Source organism: Moritella marina ATCC 15381 (assembly GCF_008931805.1).
Classification (GTDB): domain Bacteria; phylum Pseudomonadota; class Gammaproteobacteria; order Enterobacterales; family Moritellaceae; genus Moritella; species Moritella marina.
The window spans coordinates 1,689,979-1,703,970 of sequence record NZ_CP044399.1 but is presented as its reverse complement, the minus strand read 5'-3'; the positions used below and the strand labels follow the sequence as shown (position 1 = coordinate 1,703,970).

The window sequence follows — 13,992 nt, the reverse complement described above, 5'->3', positions numbered from 1 at the left end:
ATTATGAAAATGACAATTGAAATCGTGGTACCTGTACTACCTGAATCAGTAGCTGACGCAGCAGTAGCAACATGGCACAAACGCCCTGGCGATGCTGTTGAACGTGACGAAGTAATTGTAGAGATTGAAACCGACAAAGTTATTCTAGAAGTTCCAGCAGTTGAATCTGGTGTTCTTGTTGAAATTCTAGAAGAAGAAGGCGCGACGGTTCTTGGCCAACAAGTTATTGGTCGCTTGAAAGTAGGCGCTGTTGCTGGCGAAGAAACAAAAGACAAACCAGCAGAAGCAAGCGAAGCGAGTGTTGACGCAAGTCCTGCTGTTCGTCGTCTTATTGCAGAGAAAGGTTTAGACGCATCTAAGATTGCTGGTTCGGGTAAAAATGGCTTAATCACTAAAGAAGATGTTGAAAAAGCATTAGCGCCTGCGCCAGTTGTAAAAGCGGCTGCACCAGCACCAGCTGTTGTCCCAGTAGAATTGCAAGCGGGCCGTAGCGAAAAACGTGTTGCGATGACACGTCTTCGTAAACGTATCGCGGAACGTTTATTAGAAGCTAAAAACTCAACTGCAATGCTAACAACGTTTAACGAAATCAACATGAAACCAATCATGGATATTCGTAAACAATATAAAGATGTTTTTGAAGAACGTCATGGTATCCGTCTAGGCTTTATGTCTTTCTACGTGAAAGCGGTTGTAGAAGCACTAAAACGCTACCCTGAAGTAAACGCTTCGATCGATGGTACTGATATCGTGTATCACAACTACTTTGATGTGAGCATCGCGATTTCAACGCCGCGTGGTCTAGTAACGCCGGTATTACGCGATTGCGATACGATGAGTCTTGCTGATATCGAAAAGAATATTCGCCAATTAGCACTTAAAGGTCGTGACGGTAAACTGTCAATTGAAGATCTGACCGGTGGTAACTTTACAGTGACTAACGGTGGTGTATTTGGTTCATTAATGTCAACGCCAATCATTAACCCACCACAAAGTGCAATCTTGGGTATGCACAAAATCCAAGATCGCCCAATGGCTGTTGATGGTCAAGTTGTTATTCAACCTATGATGTACTTAGCACTTTCTTATGATCACCGCTTGGTTGATGGTAAAGAATCTGTTGGTTTCTTGGTAACGATAAAAGAATTATTAGAAGACCCAACTCGTCTTCTTTTAGATGTGTAGTATTAAGTATTAAGTATTAATTTTTAGTTGCTTACGCTTCATATTGAGGCGTAAGTTCTCGGGACAAGCCCAAGTGGCTATTAACATGGATATACGAGCATGAATCTGCATGAGTATCAGGCAAAACAACTTTTTGCTGAATATGGTTTGCCAGTTCCTGAAGGTTACGCAACAAACGTACCTCATGAAGCGGCAGCTTTCGCTGACAAAATTGGTGGCGATAAATGGGTTGTTAAATGTCAAGTACACGCCGGTGGACGTGGTAAAGCAGGTGGCGTTAAGCTGGTAACATCTAAAGATGAAATCACTGCATTTGCTGAGCATTGGTTAGGTAAGAACTTAGTTACTTATCAAACCGATGAACACGGTCAGCCAGTTTCACAAATTTTAGTTGAAGCTGCGGGTGATATCGCAAATGAACTTTATCTTGGTGCGGTTATTGACCGTGGTTCGCGTAAAGTTGTATTTATGGCATCAACTGAAGGCGGTGTTGATATTGAGACGGTTGCAGAGCAAACGCCTGAATTAATTCATAAAGCGACGATTGATCCACTTGTAGGTGCACAACCTTACCAAGCACGTGAATTAGCGTTCAAACTTGGTTTACAAGGCGCTCAAATCAAACAGTTTACACAGATCTTCATGGGTCTAGCTAAAATGTTCACTGATTCTGATATGGCACTACTTGAAATTAATCCACTTATCATTACAGGTGCCGGTGATCTTGTTTGTCTAGATGGTAAAATTACGATCGATTCAAATGCACTTTATCGCCAGCCTAAACTACGTTTAATGCAAGACGTTACTCAAGAAGATGCACGTGAAGCTCACGCTGCTAAATTTGAATTAAACTATGTTGCATTAGACGGCAGTATTGGTTGTATGGTAAACGGTGCAGGTCTAGCTATGGGTACGATGGATATCGTTAACATCCATGGTGGCAAACCAGCTAACTTCCTAGACGTTGGTGGCGGCGCGACAAAAGAACGTGTTGCTGAAGCATTTAAAATCATTCTTTCTGATGACAATGTTAAAGCTGTACTAGTAAACATCTTTGGTGGCATCGTACGTTGTGACATGATTGCTGAAGGTATTATTGGTGCTGTACAAGAAGTAGGTGTTAAAGTACCTGTTGTTGTACGTCTAGAAGGTAACAATGCAGAATTAGGCCGTGAAGTTTTAGCTAAATCTGGATTAAATATTATCGCAGCATCTAGCCTAACGGATGCAGCGCAACAAGTTGTTGCAGCAGCGGAGGGCAAATAAATGAGCGTTTTAATTAATAAAGATACGAAAGTAATCTGTCAAGGTTTCACTGGTGGTCAAGGTACATTCCACTCAGAGCAGGCTGCTGATTACGGCACTCAAATGGTTGGTGGTGTTTCTCCTGGTAAAGGCGGCACAAAACATCTAGGTCTGCCTGTATTCAACACTGTGCGTGATGCAGTAGAAACAACTGGCGCAACAGCGTCTGTTATCTATGTACCAGCACCGTTCTGTAAAGATGCGATCTTAGAAGCTATTGATGCAGGTATTGAACTTATCGTTTGTATTACAGAAGGTATCCCGACTGTAGATATGATCGAAGTTAAAGTAAAACTTGATCAACAAAATGTGCGTATGATCGGTCCTAACTGTCCGGGTGTTATCACTCCAGGTGAATGTAAGATTGGTATTATGCCTGGTCACATTCACAAGCCAGGTAAAATTGGTATTGTTTCACGCTCTGGTACATTAACGTATGAAGCTGTAAAACAAACGACTGACGAAGGCTACGGTCAATCAACTTGTGTTGGTATCGGTGGTGATCCAATCCCAGGTACTAACTTTATTGATGTACTTGAATTGTTTGAAAAAGATCCACAAACTGAAGCAATCGTAATGATTGGTGAAATTGGTGGTACTGCAGAAGAAGAAGCTGCTGCTTATATTAAAGCACATGTAACTAAACCTGTTGTTTCTTACATTGCCGGTGTTACAGCTCCTGCTGGTAAACGTATGGGTCATGCTGGCGCAATTATCGCTGGCGGTAAAGGTACTGCAGACGAGAAATTTGCAGCCCTTGAAGACGCAGGCGTGTCAACAGTGCGTTCATTAGCTGATATTGGCTCGGCATTACGTGCTAAATTAGGTTAATACTTGTTTTAATTATATTAAACCACCTTCGGGTGGTTTTTTTATTTGTGCACTTTATGGTTTTAACGTCTATATTATTAACTGTGAGCTTGAAAATATAAATGCATTTTACGTTAATATTACCATCAGAATTAACGTTGTATTCTTTGGAGTAGTTATAATGGACATATTAAGACCTTATGATGGCATCATAATTTTACCTATCGCTACAGACCTTGATTCTGAACATGTAGCCAGTCTTCAGTCTAGTTTGGAATTATTAGTTCAAGATCATAAAGAGAATATCGTTCTGGATTTTTCAAACGTGAATTTTATAGATTCGACAGGTATTGGCGCGATTGTTTTTTTATTTAAAAGACTGATTTCACAGCGTCGAACGCTATCTTTACTTAAAGTATCAGGTCAACCCTATAAACTGATGACAATGTTACGGGTCGAAAATGCAATTCCCTTTATCGAAGATATTAGTGAAAGTGAGACAAATCACTCGGCATAATAAAATGCCGTAAGGTATTGAATGAATAAATTATTGCTAGGGATAGCTATGTGTTTATCTTTATCTTTATCCGCATGTACTAATTGGCCGGACGAAGGTTATTTCACTGATTTAGGTGCTCACACCGAAGAGCGCGTCCTCTTTAAGCAACATTATGATTATTTAAATCTGCATTTATCCGTAGCTAATTTACGGGGGGCACAAGCGTGTATTCCTGCATATGTAAAAACGGTCAATAATATTAATAGTCGTGTTGCAAAGTCCATCGAAGTAGAAGACCCACAAGATATTAAAGTTGAAATAGCCATTCTTGAAAAACATATTACTAATTTAGTTGTACAACTGAATCAAGTAACCAGTAATACGAATTGTGCACAACCCTCACGTATACTTACGTCTAATTTTGTACATCCACTGATTTACCAACTTGATCTCTTACTATACTGCGCACCGCAATTTGAAACGGGTAACGCTATTTTGACTGCAGAGTATAAAGCCTGTCTTCGCCAGGTCAGTTTTCTACTCCTAGATAACCCAAAAATTGTGGTTGAATACACCAAATATAAACTTTTTGAAAACACCGTAAATAAAAAAAGTGCGCAATCTAATCTCAATTACAACGACGCTATTGTGATACACGACATGGATACCATCGTAGATGATAATGCGCAACCTATGGAAGAGGATAAAGGTGTTGACGATTACAATGAAATAATGCGTCAGTATTTACTGTTTGAGCAAGTTCCGAGTGTCAATGTAGAACAATTATCCCGTTTGCAAATAAATATAGAGCAGCATACACCGGTACAAATACATGAGATTGATACATCCAATGAGCAAATTATATTCTCTAATAAGTTAGCTGTTAATACTTATGCAACGAGTTTAGATGACGTTGAATTACTTAATTTACGTACGGATGCCATATTTAATTATTTACTCAACATTACAGCTGAACCATTACGTCATAAAGTTCTTTATGAGGACTTACGCCGTGATGCTATAACGTCTTCAACTCCTATCATTAGTACGTTAATGTGGCAATCAGAGGCTAATCAAGATGTAAATCATAAAGTAAAAGATTGGCGTTTTTTGTTGAATGAAGGCGAACAGTTCAACGATGCATCACTGTTTAAAGGTATCGCATTATGAAATTTATCGCCTTGTGTTGTACTTTATCTTTAACGCTTTTTCTTACGTTGTTATCGACATCGTCTATCGTTTATGCTGAAAGTGAATTAATTGATTCTGGTGACCAATTGTTCATTTTTATGCCCGGTGAAAAAGATTTTGAAGCTCCGTTTCAAGTTGATGGAGGTGGGTATATTCAGATACCAGAAGTAGGGAGGATGCTAGTTAAAGGTAAAACCCTCGCTATGGTGCTCAAAGAATTAAAAGCAGATTTGAGTTTGGTATTTCGTGATATATCGAAACTGTATATTGAGTTTAGAGCGCGCGAAAAGCTAGTAACCGTACTGGGCTATGTTAAGGATCCTCGTGAAGTTGTACTGCCTGAATTTGGTAATGTACAAATGGCATTGAATAAAGCGGGGGGGATGCTATCTGGTGCTCAGCTTGACAATATGCAGTTACAACGTGGCGCTAAAGTGATCATTTTTGACTTTAAGCGATATCTGGAAACAGGGGACGAAAAGGAATTACCAATACTTAAGTCTGGCGATGTTATCTTCGTGCCGTCATCGCCTCTGACTGGTAATGTACAGATGATTTTTGATGCGACCACATTAAAATCAGGTGGTGATGCAAGTGATACCCAAAAAGCAGTAACGGTATTTGGTGAAGTTAATGCGCCTGGCACGTTTTCTTATGTGCCGGGTATGACGGTAATAGAAAGTTTAATGAAAGCGAACGGTGTTACCCGCTACGGTAATGTGAGTAAGATAAGAGTGATGGGGTTGAAAGAACCGCAAACATTCGACCTAAAGCTTTACCTCGATACCGGTGATGTATCTAAACTACCCAAAGTGAAACCTGGTACGACTATTTTTGTACCCATTCAAGTGGCAGATATCAAAGTCGGTTTACAAGTTGTTTATGTTATGGGGCAGGTTAATAAACCCGGCGCTTATGAAGGACGTGAAGGTATTACCTTTATGGATATGTTGGCCAATGCAGGTGGCCCAAACCGATATGCAGATACTCAACAAATTAAAATACTGAAAGTTAATGGTGATACATTCCGGTTTGATTTAAAAAAATATTCCGATGATCCTGAAAATAACCCCTTTCCTTTAATTGCGGGGGGCGACGTTATATTTTTACCGGAAAAAGCGGACATGATTGAAAAATCTTGGTTAATCGAAGCACATAATGAGGCTATTAAGATCATTGGTGCGGTTAAAAATCCGGGGCGTTACCAGTGGGATGATGATATGACATTTCTTGATCTGCTCGGGCATGCTGAAGGCCCAACTGAAAAAGCAGATTTAGCGAAAATCATTATTGTTGGGAATGATGGTTTAGGTCAGCGTCAGTATTTTGATTTAGAAAAATTTATGAAAGTTGGTGGTGATTATTTATCATTACCACAATTATCAGCAGGCGATACGGTGATGTTTAATGAATTGCCTGATGATCCCCATGACAATAAATCTAAGTGGATAAAGCAAGAGTCTGAATCATCAATCTATATCCTAGGCGCGGTAGGTGCGCCTGGCCGTTACGCATTTAATAGTGGATTGGACTTTCTTGATTTACTATCCGCGGCAGATGGTCCTACGAATGAAGCTGATATTAAGCATATTAAAATAACTCATCGTAATCGTCGTTATGCTAAAGCGTCAACGTTAGATCTTGATATGTACTTTGAAACAGGCGATGAAAACCTGTTACCGCAAGTACTGCCTGGTGATACCATTTACATCCCGGCTAAAACAGATGTTGGTGAGTTGAACAATACAGTTAACATTGTGCAGATATTAGGCGCAGTACATAACCCAGGACGTTATAAATATGACGCTTCATTGGATGTTGTCGGTATATTAACAATGGCCGGAGGGCCAACGTCTGAAGCGTATATTGATCGCATTGTTATTCTCACTAAACATGGTGAAATGGAGCACACAGCACGTACGTTTAATATGAAAAACTATTTTACTCAGCCTGATTATCGCGATATCCCGATTATACATGCGGGTGATACCATCTATATACCTAATGAAAGTGATTCAAATTGGAGTCAATTTATGAATATATTAGGCAGTGCACTTAGTGTGGTTACACTCTTTATTGTCGGCTCTTCATTATGAATATATTACCAGAGACATTCGTAGAAATAGAGCAGATATATCAATCAATTATGAGTGAGAATATTAAATCAATTTCGATAAATTGTGCTCAAGGTAAAGAAGGTACCACGGAGTTAGTTTTAGCGCTAGCTCGGCGCTATAAAGCCGCGGGTAATAAAGTATTAATCGTCGATCTAAATACATTTAAACCAGCAATCACTAATGAGTATGTTGAAAAAAAGCAGCCATGGTCTTTGGATGACGCGACGCTACAAAACGCTTGTGTAACCCCACTTTCAGCAATGATAGATATTTTACCTGCGCCACAAAGTGAACAAGATCAAAACATTAGTTTTCGAGATGAAAAAAAACTCAAAAGTGCGATAGAGATTTGGCTGAAACGTTATAATTTTATTATATTTGATACATGCGCGATCACGCGGGCAAACTTTTCAAATATTCCAGGTGAGGTCATCGCGAGAGTTTGTGATGCTTGTTTACTTGTTGTAGCGCCCGGGATTTCATTAGAGAGTCGGGTATTAAAGACAATGGCAATTTTTAACAACAACCAGATTAATTTGCTCGGTACTGTTATCAATGATGTACATTGCCCACCACTGGATATGCAATTAAGAAACTCTGTGCGAAGACGGTTAAAACGTTTTCCGAGAGTCGAGCGATGGCTACTTAAGCGCATCTCGAATATCGAATTGTTAAAAGGGAATATAGGTCGTTGATGAAAACACAGCTATTCGCAAAGCAATACTCGTTAAAGTTGGACTCTATTAGCGAAGTTCGGCGTTTACTCACTGCATTGTGCTATCAATTGGCACTCGATCAAGCAGAAATAGATCGTGTGACGTTAGTGCTAGCTGAATACCTGTCGAATTTGTATTTCCATAATCCAGACTCTGTTCACTGGTTTAGTATAGAACTTGCTGGTAGCAACGGAGATTGGTATTTTTCCGTGTCCGATAACGGTGACAGTTTTAACCCTTATCAAGCGAATACGAATGATATATTTAATGGTGAGTTGCTGACGGGGGGGATGGGGTTAGCGTTAATTCAAAATAATAACCCCGATGGCTATTATGTGAGCGCCCACGGTATAAATACATTAACTTGCCCATTGAGTAAGCAAGAGAAAAAGCTCAAAGTGGTGATTGTTGATGATGATCTAATTTTATTATCAGCACATCAGGCATATCTCAAGAATGATTTTGTTGTGCATACTTTTTCTGGTGCTGTTCAGGCACTTAAGTTTATTGCTCATGAAGGTTGTGAGCTTATTATTGCAGACATACATATGCCCGAGATGTCTGGATTTGAATTTAGGCAAAAAGTTGAAGACCTAGATAAAGGCGCATTAACACCGTTCGTATTCTTAACGGGGGATGAAAACCTGACGATACAAGAACAAGCCGCAGAAGTATCAATTGATGGTTATTTAATTAAACCTATCACCAAAACATCATTACTTGCTGTTTGTAATCGGGTTATACGCAGGACAAATCAACTCGCGCTACATTATCAACAACGAGTAGTGGAATCGCTGAGCCGACCATTTAAGCCCTCGCTCCCTTCAATAAGTGGGCTGTGGAACCTCGCGTTAGCACATACTCCAGCGACTGAAGGTGGTGGTGATTTTGTATTTTTTCATGACTTTGGTGAAAGTCAGATTATCGTGTTAGGTGATATTATGGGGCATGGCCCTGTCGCTAAATTCCATAGCTTTGCCATCATGGGGTATTTAGAAGGGGTAGTAACAGCTGCAGATATTTCACCTACGGAGTTACTTGCTGGATTATCTAATCGGCTGTATGTAAATCAACTATTAGAAACCAGCATGCTAACCTGCACGGTTATTAAACTTACCGGTAAGCAATGTGAAATAGCTTTGGCAGGACACCCGCAGCCCTACTTACTACACGGGTCTGGTTATGAGGCTATTGACTGTAAAGGCACTGTATTAGGTTTACTCTCTGATGAGCAATATGAATCAGTGACTTTGCAATTAACACCCGAAGATAAATTATTTTTCTATTCTGACGGTATTTTTGAAAACATTGACAGAAACTGTGACTGTATTGATAATATACTTGTTGATATTAAAGGGAAAACAGCTCAAAGTACGTTAGATAAACTCTGGCTGCGTTTTGAATCACTTTCTCCTGAACAGTTACAAGATGATGTCACTGCGTTAGTTATTGAAATCCATACTTAACCGGTACTGACTATCGAGTAAAGCTATTATTTAGAGTTATAATTTACAGTAAGAGGTAATGAAATGGAAAACACAGTTATTAATGAAACGGTATTCTCTCAATTACTGGTTGATGTTGGGGAAGAGATGTTACCAGCGTTAGTGGATGTTTTTAACGAAGAAACAACTGAGCGTATTGCAGATCTAAAAGCGTTAATGACTAACGTAGATCATGATAAAGTAGCGCAAAGCTGTCATAGTATCAAAAGTAGTGCCGGGACTTATGGTGCCTTGATTGTGCAACAACATGCTGAGGAATTGGAAGTCATGGCAAAATCAAATAGCACGGCAGAAGTGCAAGTGAAATTACCATTGTTAATTAAAAGTTTAGAAGATGCGATCAGCGCGCTGGCATTAAAATGTGATTAACGACTGATTCGATCGCTGCTTTTAATTTATCTCTGTCGTGATAATTTTTATTTAGATTTTCTCGTAAATCATGGGTATAGGTAGGATAAGTTAGTTCAGATTGTTTATCTATATCCTGTATCACGGCATTAATCAGCGGGAAACCTAACTTACCTTCACACCACTTTAAGCGTGCTTGTAGTGAAATTGTCGATGCCGGTCCTATCTCGGGCTGTAAATTACCTAAGTATATTACTTTTGCGTTTGTTCGGCGCAGGGCCACTTGTATGTCTTTTAAAAGCAAGGGCGGCATAATACTGGTGAGGAATGATCCAGGACCTAATAATATCAACTCGGCCTTTTCAATTGCTTGTACGGCTTCAAGTGTTGCAGATACATTTGGTTGGACAGTTAATTCATTTGGAAACTCATGCATTTTATCTACAGATACTTCACCGTACACATCACTGCCACAAGGCGTTACTGCAATTAAGTCACTTGGCTGCTCAGACATCGGAATAAGCTGGCATTCGACATGAAGCATATTACGAATAAGGTTGACTGCATCTAAAGGTCGTACACAAAGGTTATCTAATGCGACAAGCATCAGGTTACCTAGGTTATGATTTTTTAGCTCACCTTCATTTTGGAAGCGATATTCAAACAACAATGAACCGATGTCTGGCTGCGTGACTAACTGATTAATACAGTTGCGGATATCACCCCAAGCAATACAATTCTCAGCGTTTCTAAGACGCCCTGTTGAGCCACCATTATCGGTTGTTGTTACAATACCGGTTAATCTAGGGCCTAAAAAAGACAGGGACGACAGCACTCGGCCTAGCCCATGACCACCGCCAATCGCGACGACCTTATTAAGATCTGAAAGTGATTTTTGTAACATAATATCTGTCAAGTTAAGTAAGTTAGATAACATCATCATATCTTGAAATTACTTTACTTGGTAATTAACTTGGCCATTAAGTTGGTTTTTCCGGCTGATTATTAAGCAAATCAGGCATAGGTTAGTGTTTATGAGCGATCAAACGTTTATAAGGTTCAAATTATGATGAAGGTTCTAATGATTAAGTTGGCATTAATGTTTTAAGTATTGCGAGTGAGCGATTACAGTCTGATGATTCTAATAACATTTGTTTTTCTGAAACTGACAGGGGTAAGAGCTCTATCCATCGTTGTGATACCCAACTTATATTCGTCATGTCTTTTAATGTATAAAGTTGATTTATATCAGCGTGTTGTTGATATAAACCTTCGAGTTTCTCGGCAAGGTAAGCTTCATTAGCGTTAACAATTTGATCTGGCCAGTTGGTGATGTAATGGACTTTAGCCATTTTTAAACCATCGGGTTCAGTGGTAATAGCATCAATAATAAAGCGCTGTTGACCTTCAACATTAATGCCGAGGAAACCGTCATCTAAGGTATAAAAGTCAATTATTTCCACATGAGTGCCAATCGTGGATATACGCCCGAAAGGACCAACCTGACTTGGGTCTATCATCACAACTCCAAATCCGCTCATTGTTTTAGCGCTATCTATGATCATACGGATATAGCGTTCTTCGACAATACGAATCGGTAATCTACCGTTTGGTAAAATATGTGATGTTAATGGCAATAATGCGAGTGAGGTCGTTTGCACGGGAAAGCCTTAGTCAGTGTGAGTATAACTAATGATAGCTTTGTTTAAGGGGTCTGCACGTGAGGCCGGAATAAGAACGAACATTGATTGGAAAAACGAAGTGAAAAGGTAACTAGATCTACATTTTCACTTCGATTATTGTTTATGCGCTTGTTTTATTGAACTCAAGATACATAACTGCAGCTTCAACACGTGAACTTGCTTCTAATTTCTTCAATAGACTTTTAACGTGAACTTTTACTGTACCTTCTGAAATATGCAGATTACTTGCCACATGTTTGTTGCTGTAGCCTTTAGATATTTCAAGTAAAATTTGGTTCTCACGTTTAGTTAATTTAGCCAATTTTTCTGCAAAGTTGTTATCTTCATGCAAGCAATCTAAGTAGCCAAGTAAGCTTTCTGATAGTGCTTGCTGTCCAGATAATACATCCTGAAGCTGCGCTAATAATAGATCCGGTTCAGAATCTTTTAATAGGTAACCATCAGCGCCAGCGTTGATTAAACGGATCACATCTTGTTTATTATCAGAAACAGTTAAAATAACAACGCGTGAGCTTAATTCTTCAGCTCTAAGCGCTTTTAAAGTATCTAAACCTGACATACCTTTCATGTTCAGATCAAGTAATACGAGATCTGGTTCATGCTGCTTAGCAAGAGTGATAGCTTCCACACCATCGCTAGCTTCACCAATCACATTGAACTTTTCTTCTAATGAAAGTAGTTGAACAATGCCTTTACGCATTAGTGGGTGATCATCAACTACTAAAATTGTGTAACTATTCTCAAGCATGTTTGTTTTCCCTGTCGAAGGTTAGTAATACTAAGGTGCCTTTTGTTTTATTATTTTTTATTTCTAGTTTAGCACCTAGTTTTGAAGCGCGTTCTCCCATTATGTTTAAGCCATAATGGTTGGATTTTACTGGGTTAGCTGGTATGCCATTCCCATTATCCGAAATAGATACTTCGATAGTACCATTTTTATTCGTGCCACAGTCAATTATTATTTCATCTGACTCTGCGTGTTTGATGGAATTTAATACAGCTTCCCGAATAATTTGGAGAATATGTATATGTTGATTGGGTTTAAATAAACGCTCTTCTAGTTCATACCTGAGATGAATTATCGATGTTGTGCGCTGACGCAACTGTGCAAGCATGATCGAAATGGCTTCAGATAAATTGGCATCATCGAGTGTCAGCCTAAATGTATTCAATAATTCTCTTAACTGGGTATAAGATAATTTTAGGTTGGTATCTATTTCGTCGACAATGTCATTGGTTGCTGGCGTGATTTCTTGATTCTTTAAATGGCGCTTAAGTAAGGCGACTTGAATTTTTAAATAGGACAAAGCCTGGGCGAGTGAGTCATGTAATTCACGGGCAATCACTGCGCGTTCTTCCATTAGTAGTGAGCGTTGTGCCTCTAAATTACTTTGAGATCGGTGTTGGGCCCGTGAAATAATACGGCAATAACTACTTAGGTGATCTTGGTCGGTCGCTTCTCGTTGTAAGACTGTTAATGTACCAAAAGATTGTTCTTCGAGTTCCAATCTTAAGTCAATTGTTTGTTCACCGTGATCTGAGCCCGCATTTAGATAGATAGTCTCTACTTCTGAACCCGTCAGTACCAGATTATAAAAGCTAAGGCCATTGAGCTCTGAAACACTCTGTAGTGTTTGTTCGAGCATATCTGCGTTAAGGTGGGTGACATGTAGTTTTTGCGATGTAGTATATAAAAAATTGATTTTATCTTTAGCTTCTTTTAACTGTTTCGTTTTCGCATCTACTTGTTGCTCTAGGGTACTGTAAAGCTTGTTTAAATCATTTGCCATGTGCGAAATATTACTCGCCAATGAGCCAATCTCATTCTCATAAACAAAATCAAACGCTACATCAAATTCCCCACGTCTGATTTGATTTGATGCGGTGAATATCTGCTGGAGTGGCTTTAATACCTGTACTTGCATTAAACGGATAGTGATAATACATACAGCGAAAATAAGGCCGATCCCCAATCCTTTAATAAGGGTGATAATCTTCACTTTATATTCGGAATGGTTTTGTAGGTTTTGTACAAAGGAATCAATTCTTAATACAAACTCATCGACATTACTTAAGAATTGCTCTGGATTATCACTGTGTAGAATATCAGATTGTTCCTGCCATTGAGTCTCAACAGCCATGAATTCTTGTTTCAATTTTGTGGTGATATCCCAGTTATCCACAATATTATTTTTAACATGGGCAAGTGATTGATTAAAAATATCGATATGAACTTGTCGTTTTACCTCTGTTTCATCGATAGATAAATTATAAGCAATTTGATAGCTTTGCATTCTTAATGCACCGGCTTTATTAATTGACGCTGCATCGGATAAACTGAGTGACAGGGCCACTAAGGATATAAAAGTAAGTAAAGAGGCCAATGCTAGTATACTAAACATACCGCGACCGATTAAAATGATAATAGACTGATGGGAAGGGATTATATTTTTTATCATAGATGTTTTACTAATTAGTTAATTAAGCCGTAAATAGACCTATAATTTACAGGCCAATTTAATTTCGATCAATGATTTATCATTTTCTACTATAATAAGTGTTAGCTATCTCTTTAAATTACTTAAAAAATAGTTTAAGTTTAACGACCATTAA

Annotated in this window: 13 protein-coding genes; 9 read left to right on the top strand and 4 right to left on the bottom strand. The window is 38.9% G+C overall.

Annotation, left to right across the window (positions count from 1 at the left end):
• The first annotated feature begins 9 nt into the window (after nucleotides 1-9).
• The 9 genes from odhB (at nucleotide 10) to FR932_RS07610 (ending at nucleotide 9,697) form a co-directional block, all read left to right on the top strand.
• Nucleotides 10-1,185: a 2-oxoglutarate dehydrogenase complex dihydrolipoyllysine-residue succinyltransferase gene (gene odhB, locus FR932_RS07650; protein ID WP_019440042.1), complete on the top strand. Its 1,176-nt coding sequence runs from the start codon at nucleotides 10-12 to the stop codon at nucleotides 1,183-1,185.
• Nucleotides 1,186-1,284: 99 nt separating this feature from the next.
• Complete coding sequence (sucC, locus tag FR932_RS07645) at nucleotides 1,285-2,451, top strand: ADP-forming succinate--CoA ligase subunit beta (RefSeq protein ID WP_019440043.1); 1,167 nt, start codon at nucleotides 1,285-1,287, stop codon at nucleotides 2,449-2,451.
• On the top strand, nucleotides 2,452-3,321 hold the full coding sequence (gene sucD / locus FR932_RS07640; RefSeq protein ID WP_019440044.1) for a succinate--CoA ligase subunit alpha: 870 nt from the start codon (nucleotides 2,452-2,454) through the stop codon (nucleotides 3,319-3,321).
• A gap of 160 nt (nucleotides 3,322-3,481) precedes the next feature.
• Nucleotides 3,482-3,817, top strand: a complete 336-nt coding sequence (locus tag FR932_RS07635) for an STAS domain-containing protein (RefSeq protein ID WP_019440045.1) — start codon at nucleotides 3,482-3,484, stop codon at nucleotides 3,815-3,817.
• A 21-nt stretch (nucleotides 3,818-3,838) separates the two neighbouring features.
• Entirely contained in the window at nucleotides 3,839-4,969 is a 1,131-nt protein-coding gene (locus tag FR932_RS07630; RefSeq protein ID WP_019628761.1) for a hypothetical protein, read from the top strand.
• Complete coding sequence (locus tag FR932_RS07625; protein WP_019440047.1) at nucleotides 4,966-7,086, top strand: SLBB domain-containing protein; 2,121 nt, start codon at nucleotides 4,966-4,968, stop codon at nucleotides 7,084-7,086. Before FR932_RS07630 ends, FR932_RS07625 begins: the two co-directional genes overlap by 4 nt.
• Complete coding sequence (locus tag FR932_RS07620) at nucleotides 7,083-7,802, top strand: cellulose synthase operon protein YhjQ/BcsQ (protein ID WP_019440048.1); 720 nt, start codon at nucleotides 7,083-7,085, stop codon at nucleotides 7,800-7,802. Before FR932_RS07625 ends, FR932_RS07620 begins: the two co-directional genes overlap by 4 nt.
• The gene (locus FR932_RS07615; RefSeq protein ID WP_019440049.1) at nucleotides 7,802-9,289 is read left to right on the top strand and encodes a SpoIIE family protein phosphatase; all 1,488 of its coding nucleotides are present in this window, start codon (nucleotides 7,802-7,804) and stop codon (nucleotides 9,287-9,289) included. Before FR932_RS07620 ends, FR932_RS07615 begins: the two co-directional genes overlap by 1 nt.
• 63 nt (nucleotides 9,290-9,352) lie before the next feature.
• A complete protein-coding gene (locus FR932_RS07610; protein WP_019440050.1) occupies nucleotides 9,353-9,697 on the top strand; it encodes an Hpt domain-containing protein in 345 nt (114 codons plus the stop codon).
• Here the strand turns inward: FR932_RS07610 and yvcK are convergent.
• The 4 genes from yvcK to narQ form a co-directional block, all read right to left on the bottom strand.
• Complete coding sequence (gene yvcK / locus FR932_RS07605; protein WP_026032047.1) at nucleotides 9,669-10,580, bottom strand: uridine diphosphate-N-acetylglucosamine-binding protein YvcK; 912 nt, start codon at nucleotides 10,578-10,580, stop codon at nucleotides 9,669-9,671. The two genes, FR932_RS07610 and yvcK, sit on opposite strands and share 29 nt — an antisense overlap.
• Before the next feature lie 181 nt (nucleotides 10,581-10,761).
• A complete protein-coding gene (locus FR932_RS07600) occupies nucleotides 10,762-11,337 on the bottom strand; it encodes an LON peptidase substrate-binding domain-containing protein (protein WP_019440052.1) in 576 nt (191 codons plus the stop codon).
• A 142-nt stretch (nucleotides 11,338-11,479) separates the two neighbouring features.
• On the bottom strand, nucleotides 11,480-12,127 hold the full coding sequence (narL, locus tag FR932_RS07595; protein ID WP_019440053.1) for a two-component system response regulator NarL: 648 nt from the start codon (nucleotides 12,125-12,127) through the stop codon (nucleotides 11,480-11,482).
• Nucleotides 12,120-13,838, bottom strand: a complete 1,719-nt coding sequence (narQ, locus tag FR932_RS07590) for a nitrate/nitrite two-component system sensor histidine kinase NarQ (RefSeq protein WP_019440054.1) — start codon at nucleotides 13,836-13,838, stop codon at nucleotides 12,120-12,122. Before narQ ends, narL begins: the two co-directional genes overlap by 8 nt.
• Nucleotides 13,839-13,992: the final 154 nt, after the last annotated feature.

Bases quoted from the DNA above. Each gene is read 5' to 3' on its own strand.
- narL (WP_019440053.1), bottom strand. From the start codon at position 12,127: ATGCTTGAGAATAGTTACACAATTTTAGTAGTTGATGATCACCCACTA.
- yvcK (WP_026032047.1), bottom strand. From the start codon at position 10,580: ATGTTACAAAAATCACTTTCAGATCTTAATAAGGTCGTCGCGATTGGC.
- narQ (WP_019440054.1), bottom strand. From the start codon at position 13,838: ATGATAAAAAATATAATCCCTTCCCATCAGTCTATTATCATTTTAATC.
- FR932_RS07610 (WP_019440050.1), top strand. From the start codon at position 9,353: ATGGAAAACACAGTTATTAATGAAACGGTATTCTCTCAATTACTGGTT.
- FR932_RS07635 (WP_019440045.1), top strand. From the start codon at position 3,482: ATGGACATATTAAGACCTTATGATGGCATCATAATTTTACCTATCGCT.
- FR932_RS07615 (WP_019440049.1), top strand. From the start codon at position 7,802: ATGAAAACACAGCTATTCGCAAAGCAATACTCGTTAAAGTTGGACTCT.
- FR932_RS07630 (WP_019628761.1), top strand. From the start codon at position 3,839: ATGAATAAATTATTGCTAGGGATAGCTATGTGTTTATCTTTATCTTTA.
- sucC (WP_019440043.1), top strand. From the start codon at position 1,285: ATGAATCTGCATGAGTATCAGGCAAAACAACTTTTTGCTGAATATGGT.
- FR932_RS07620 (WP_019440048.1), top strand. From the start codon at position 7,083: ATGAATATATTACCAGAGACATTCGTAGAAATAGAGCAGATATATCAA.
- sucD (WP_019440044.1), top strand. From the start codon at position 2,452: ATGAGCGTTTTAATTAATAAAGATACGAAAGTAATCTGTCAAGGTTTC.
- FR932_RS07625 (WP_019440047.1), top strand. From the start codon at position 4,966: ATGAAATTTATCGCCTTGTGTTGTACTTTATCTTTAACGCTTTTTCTT.
- odhB (WP_019440042.1), top strand. From the start codon at position 10: ATGACAATTGAAATCGTGGTACCTGTACTACCTGAATCAGTAGCTGAC.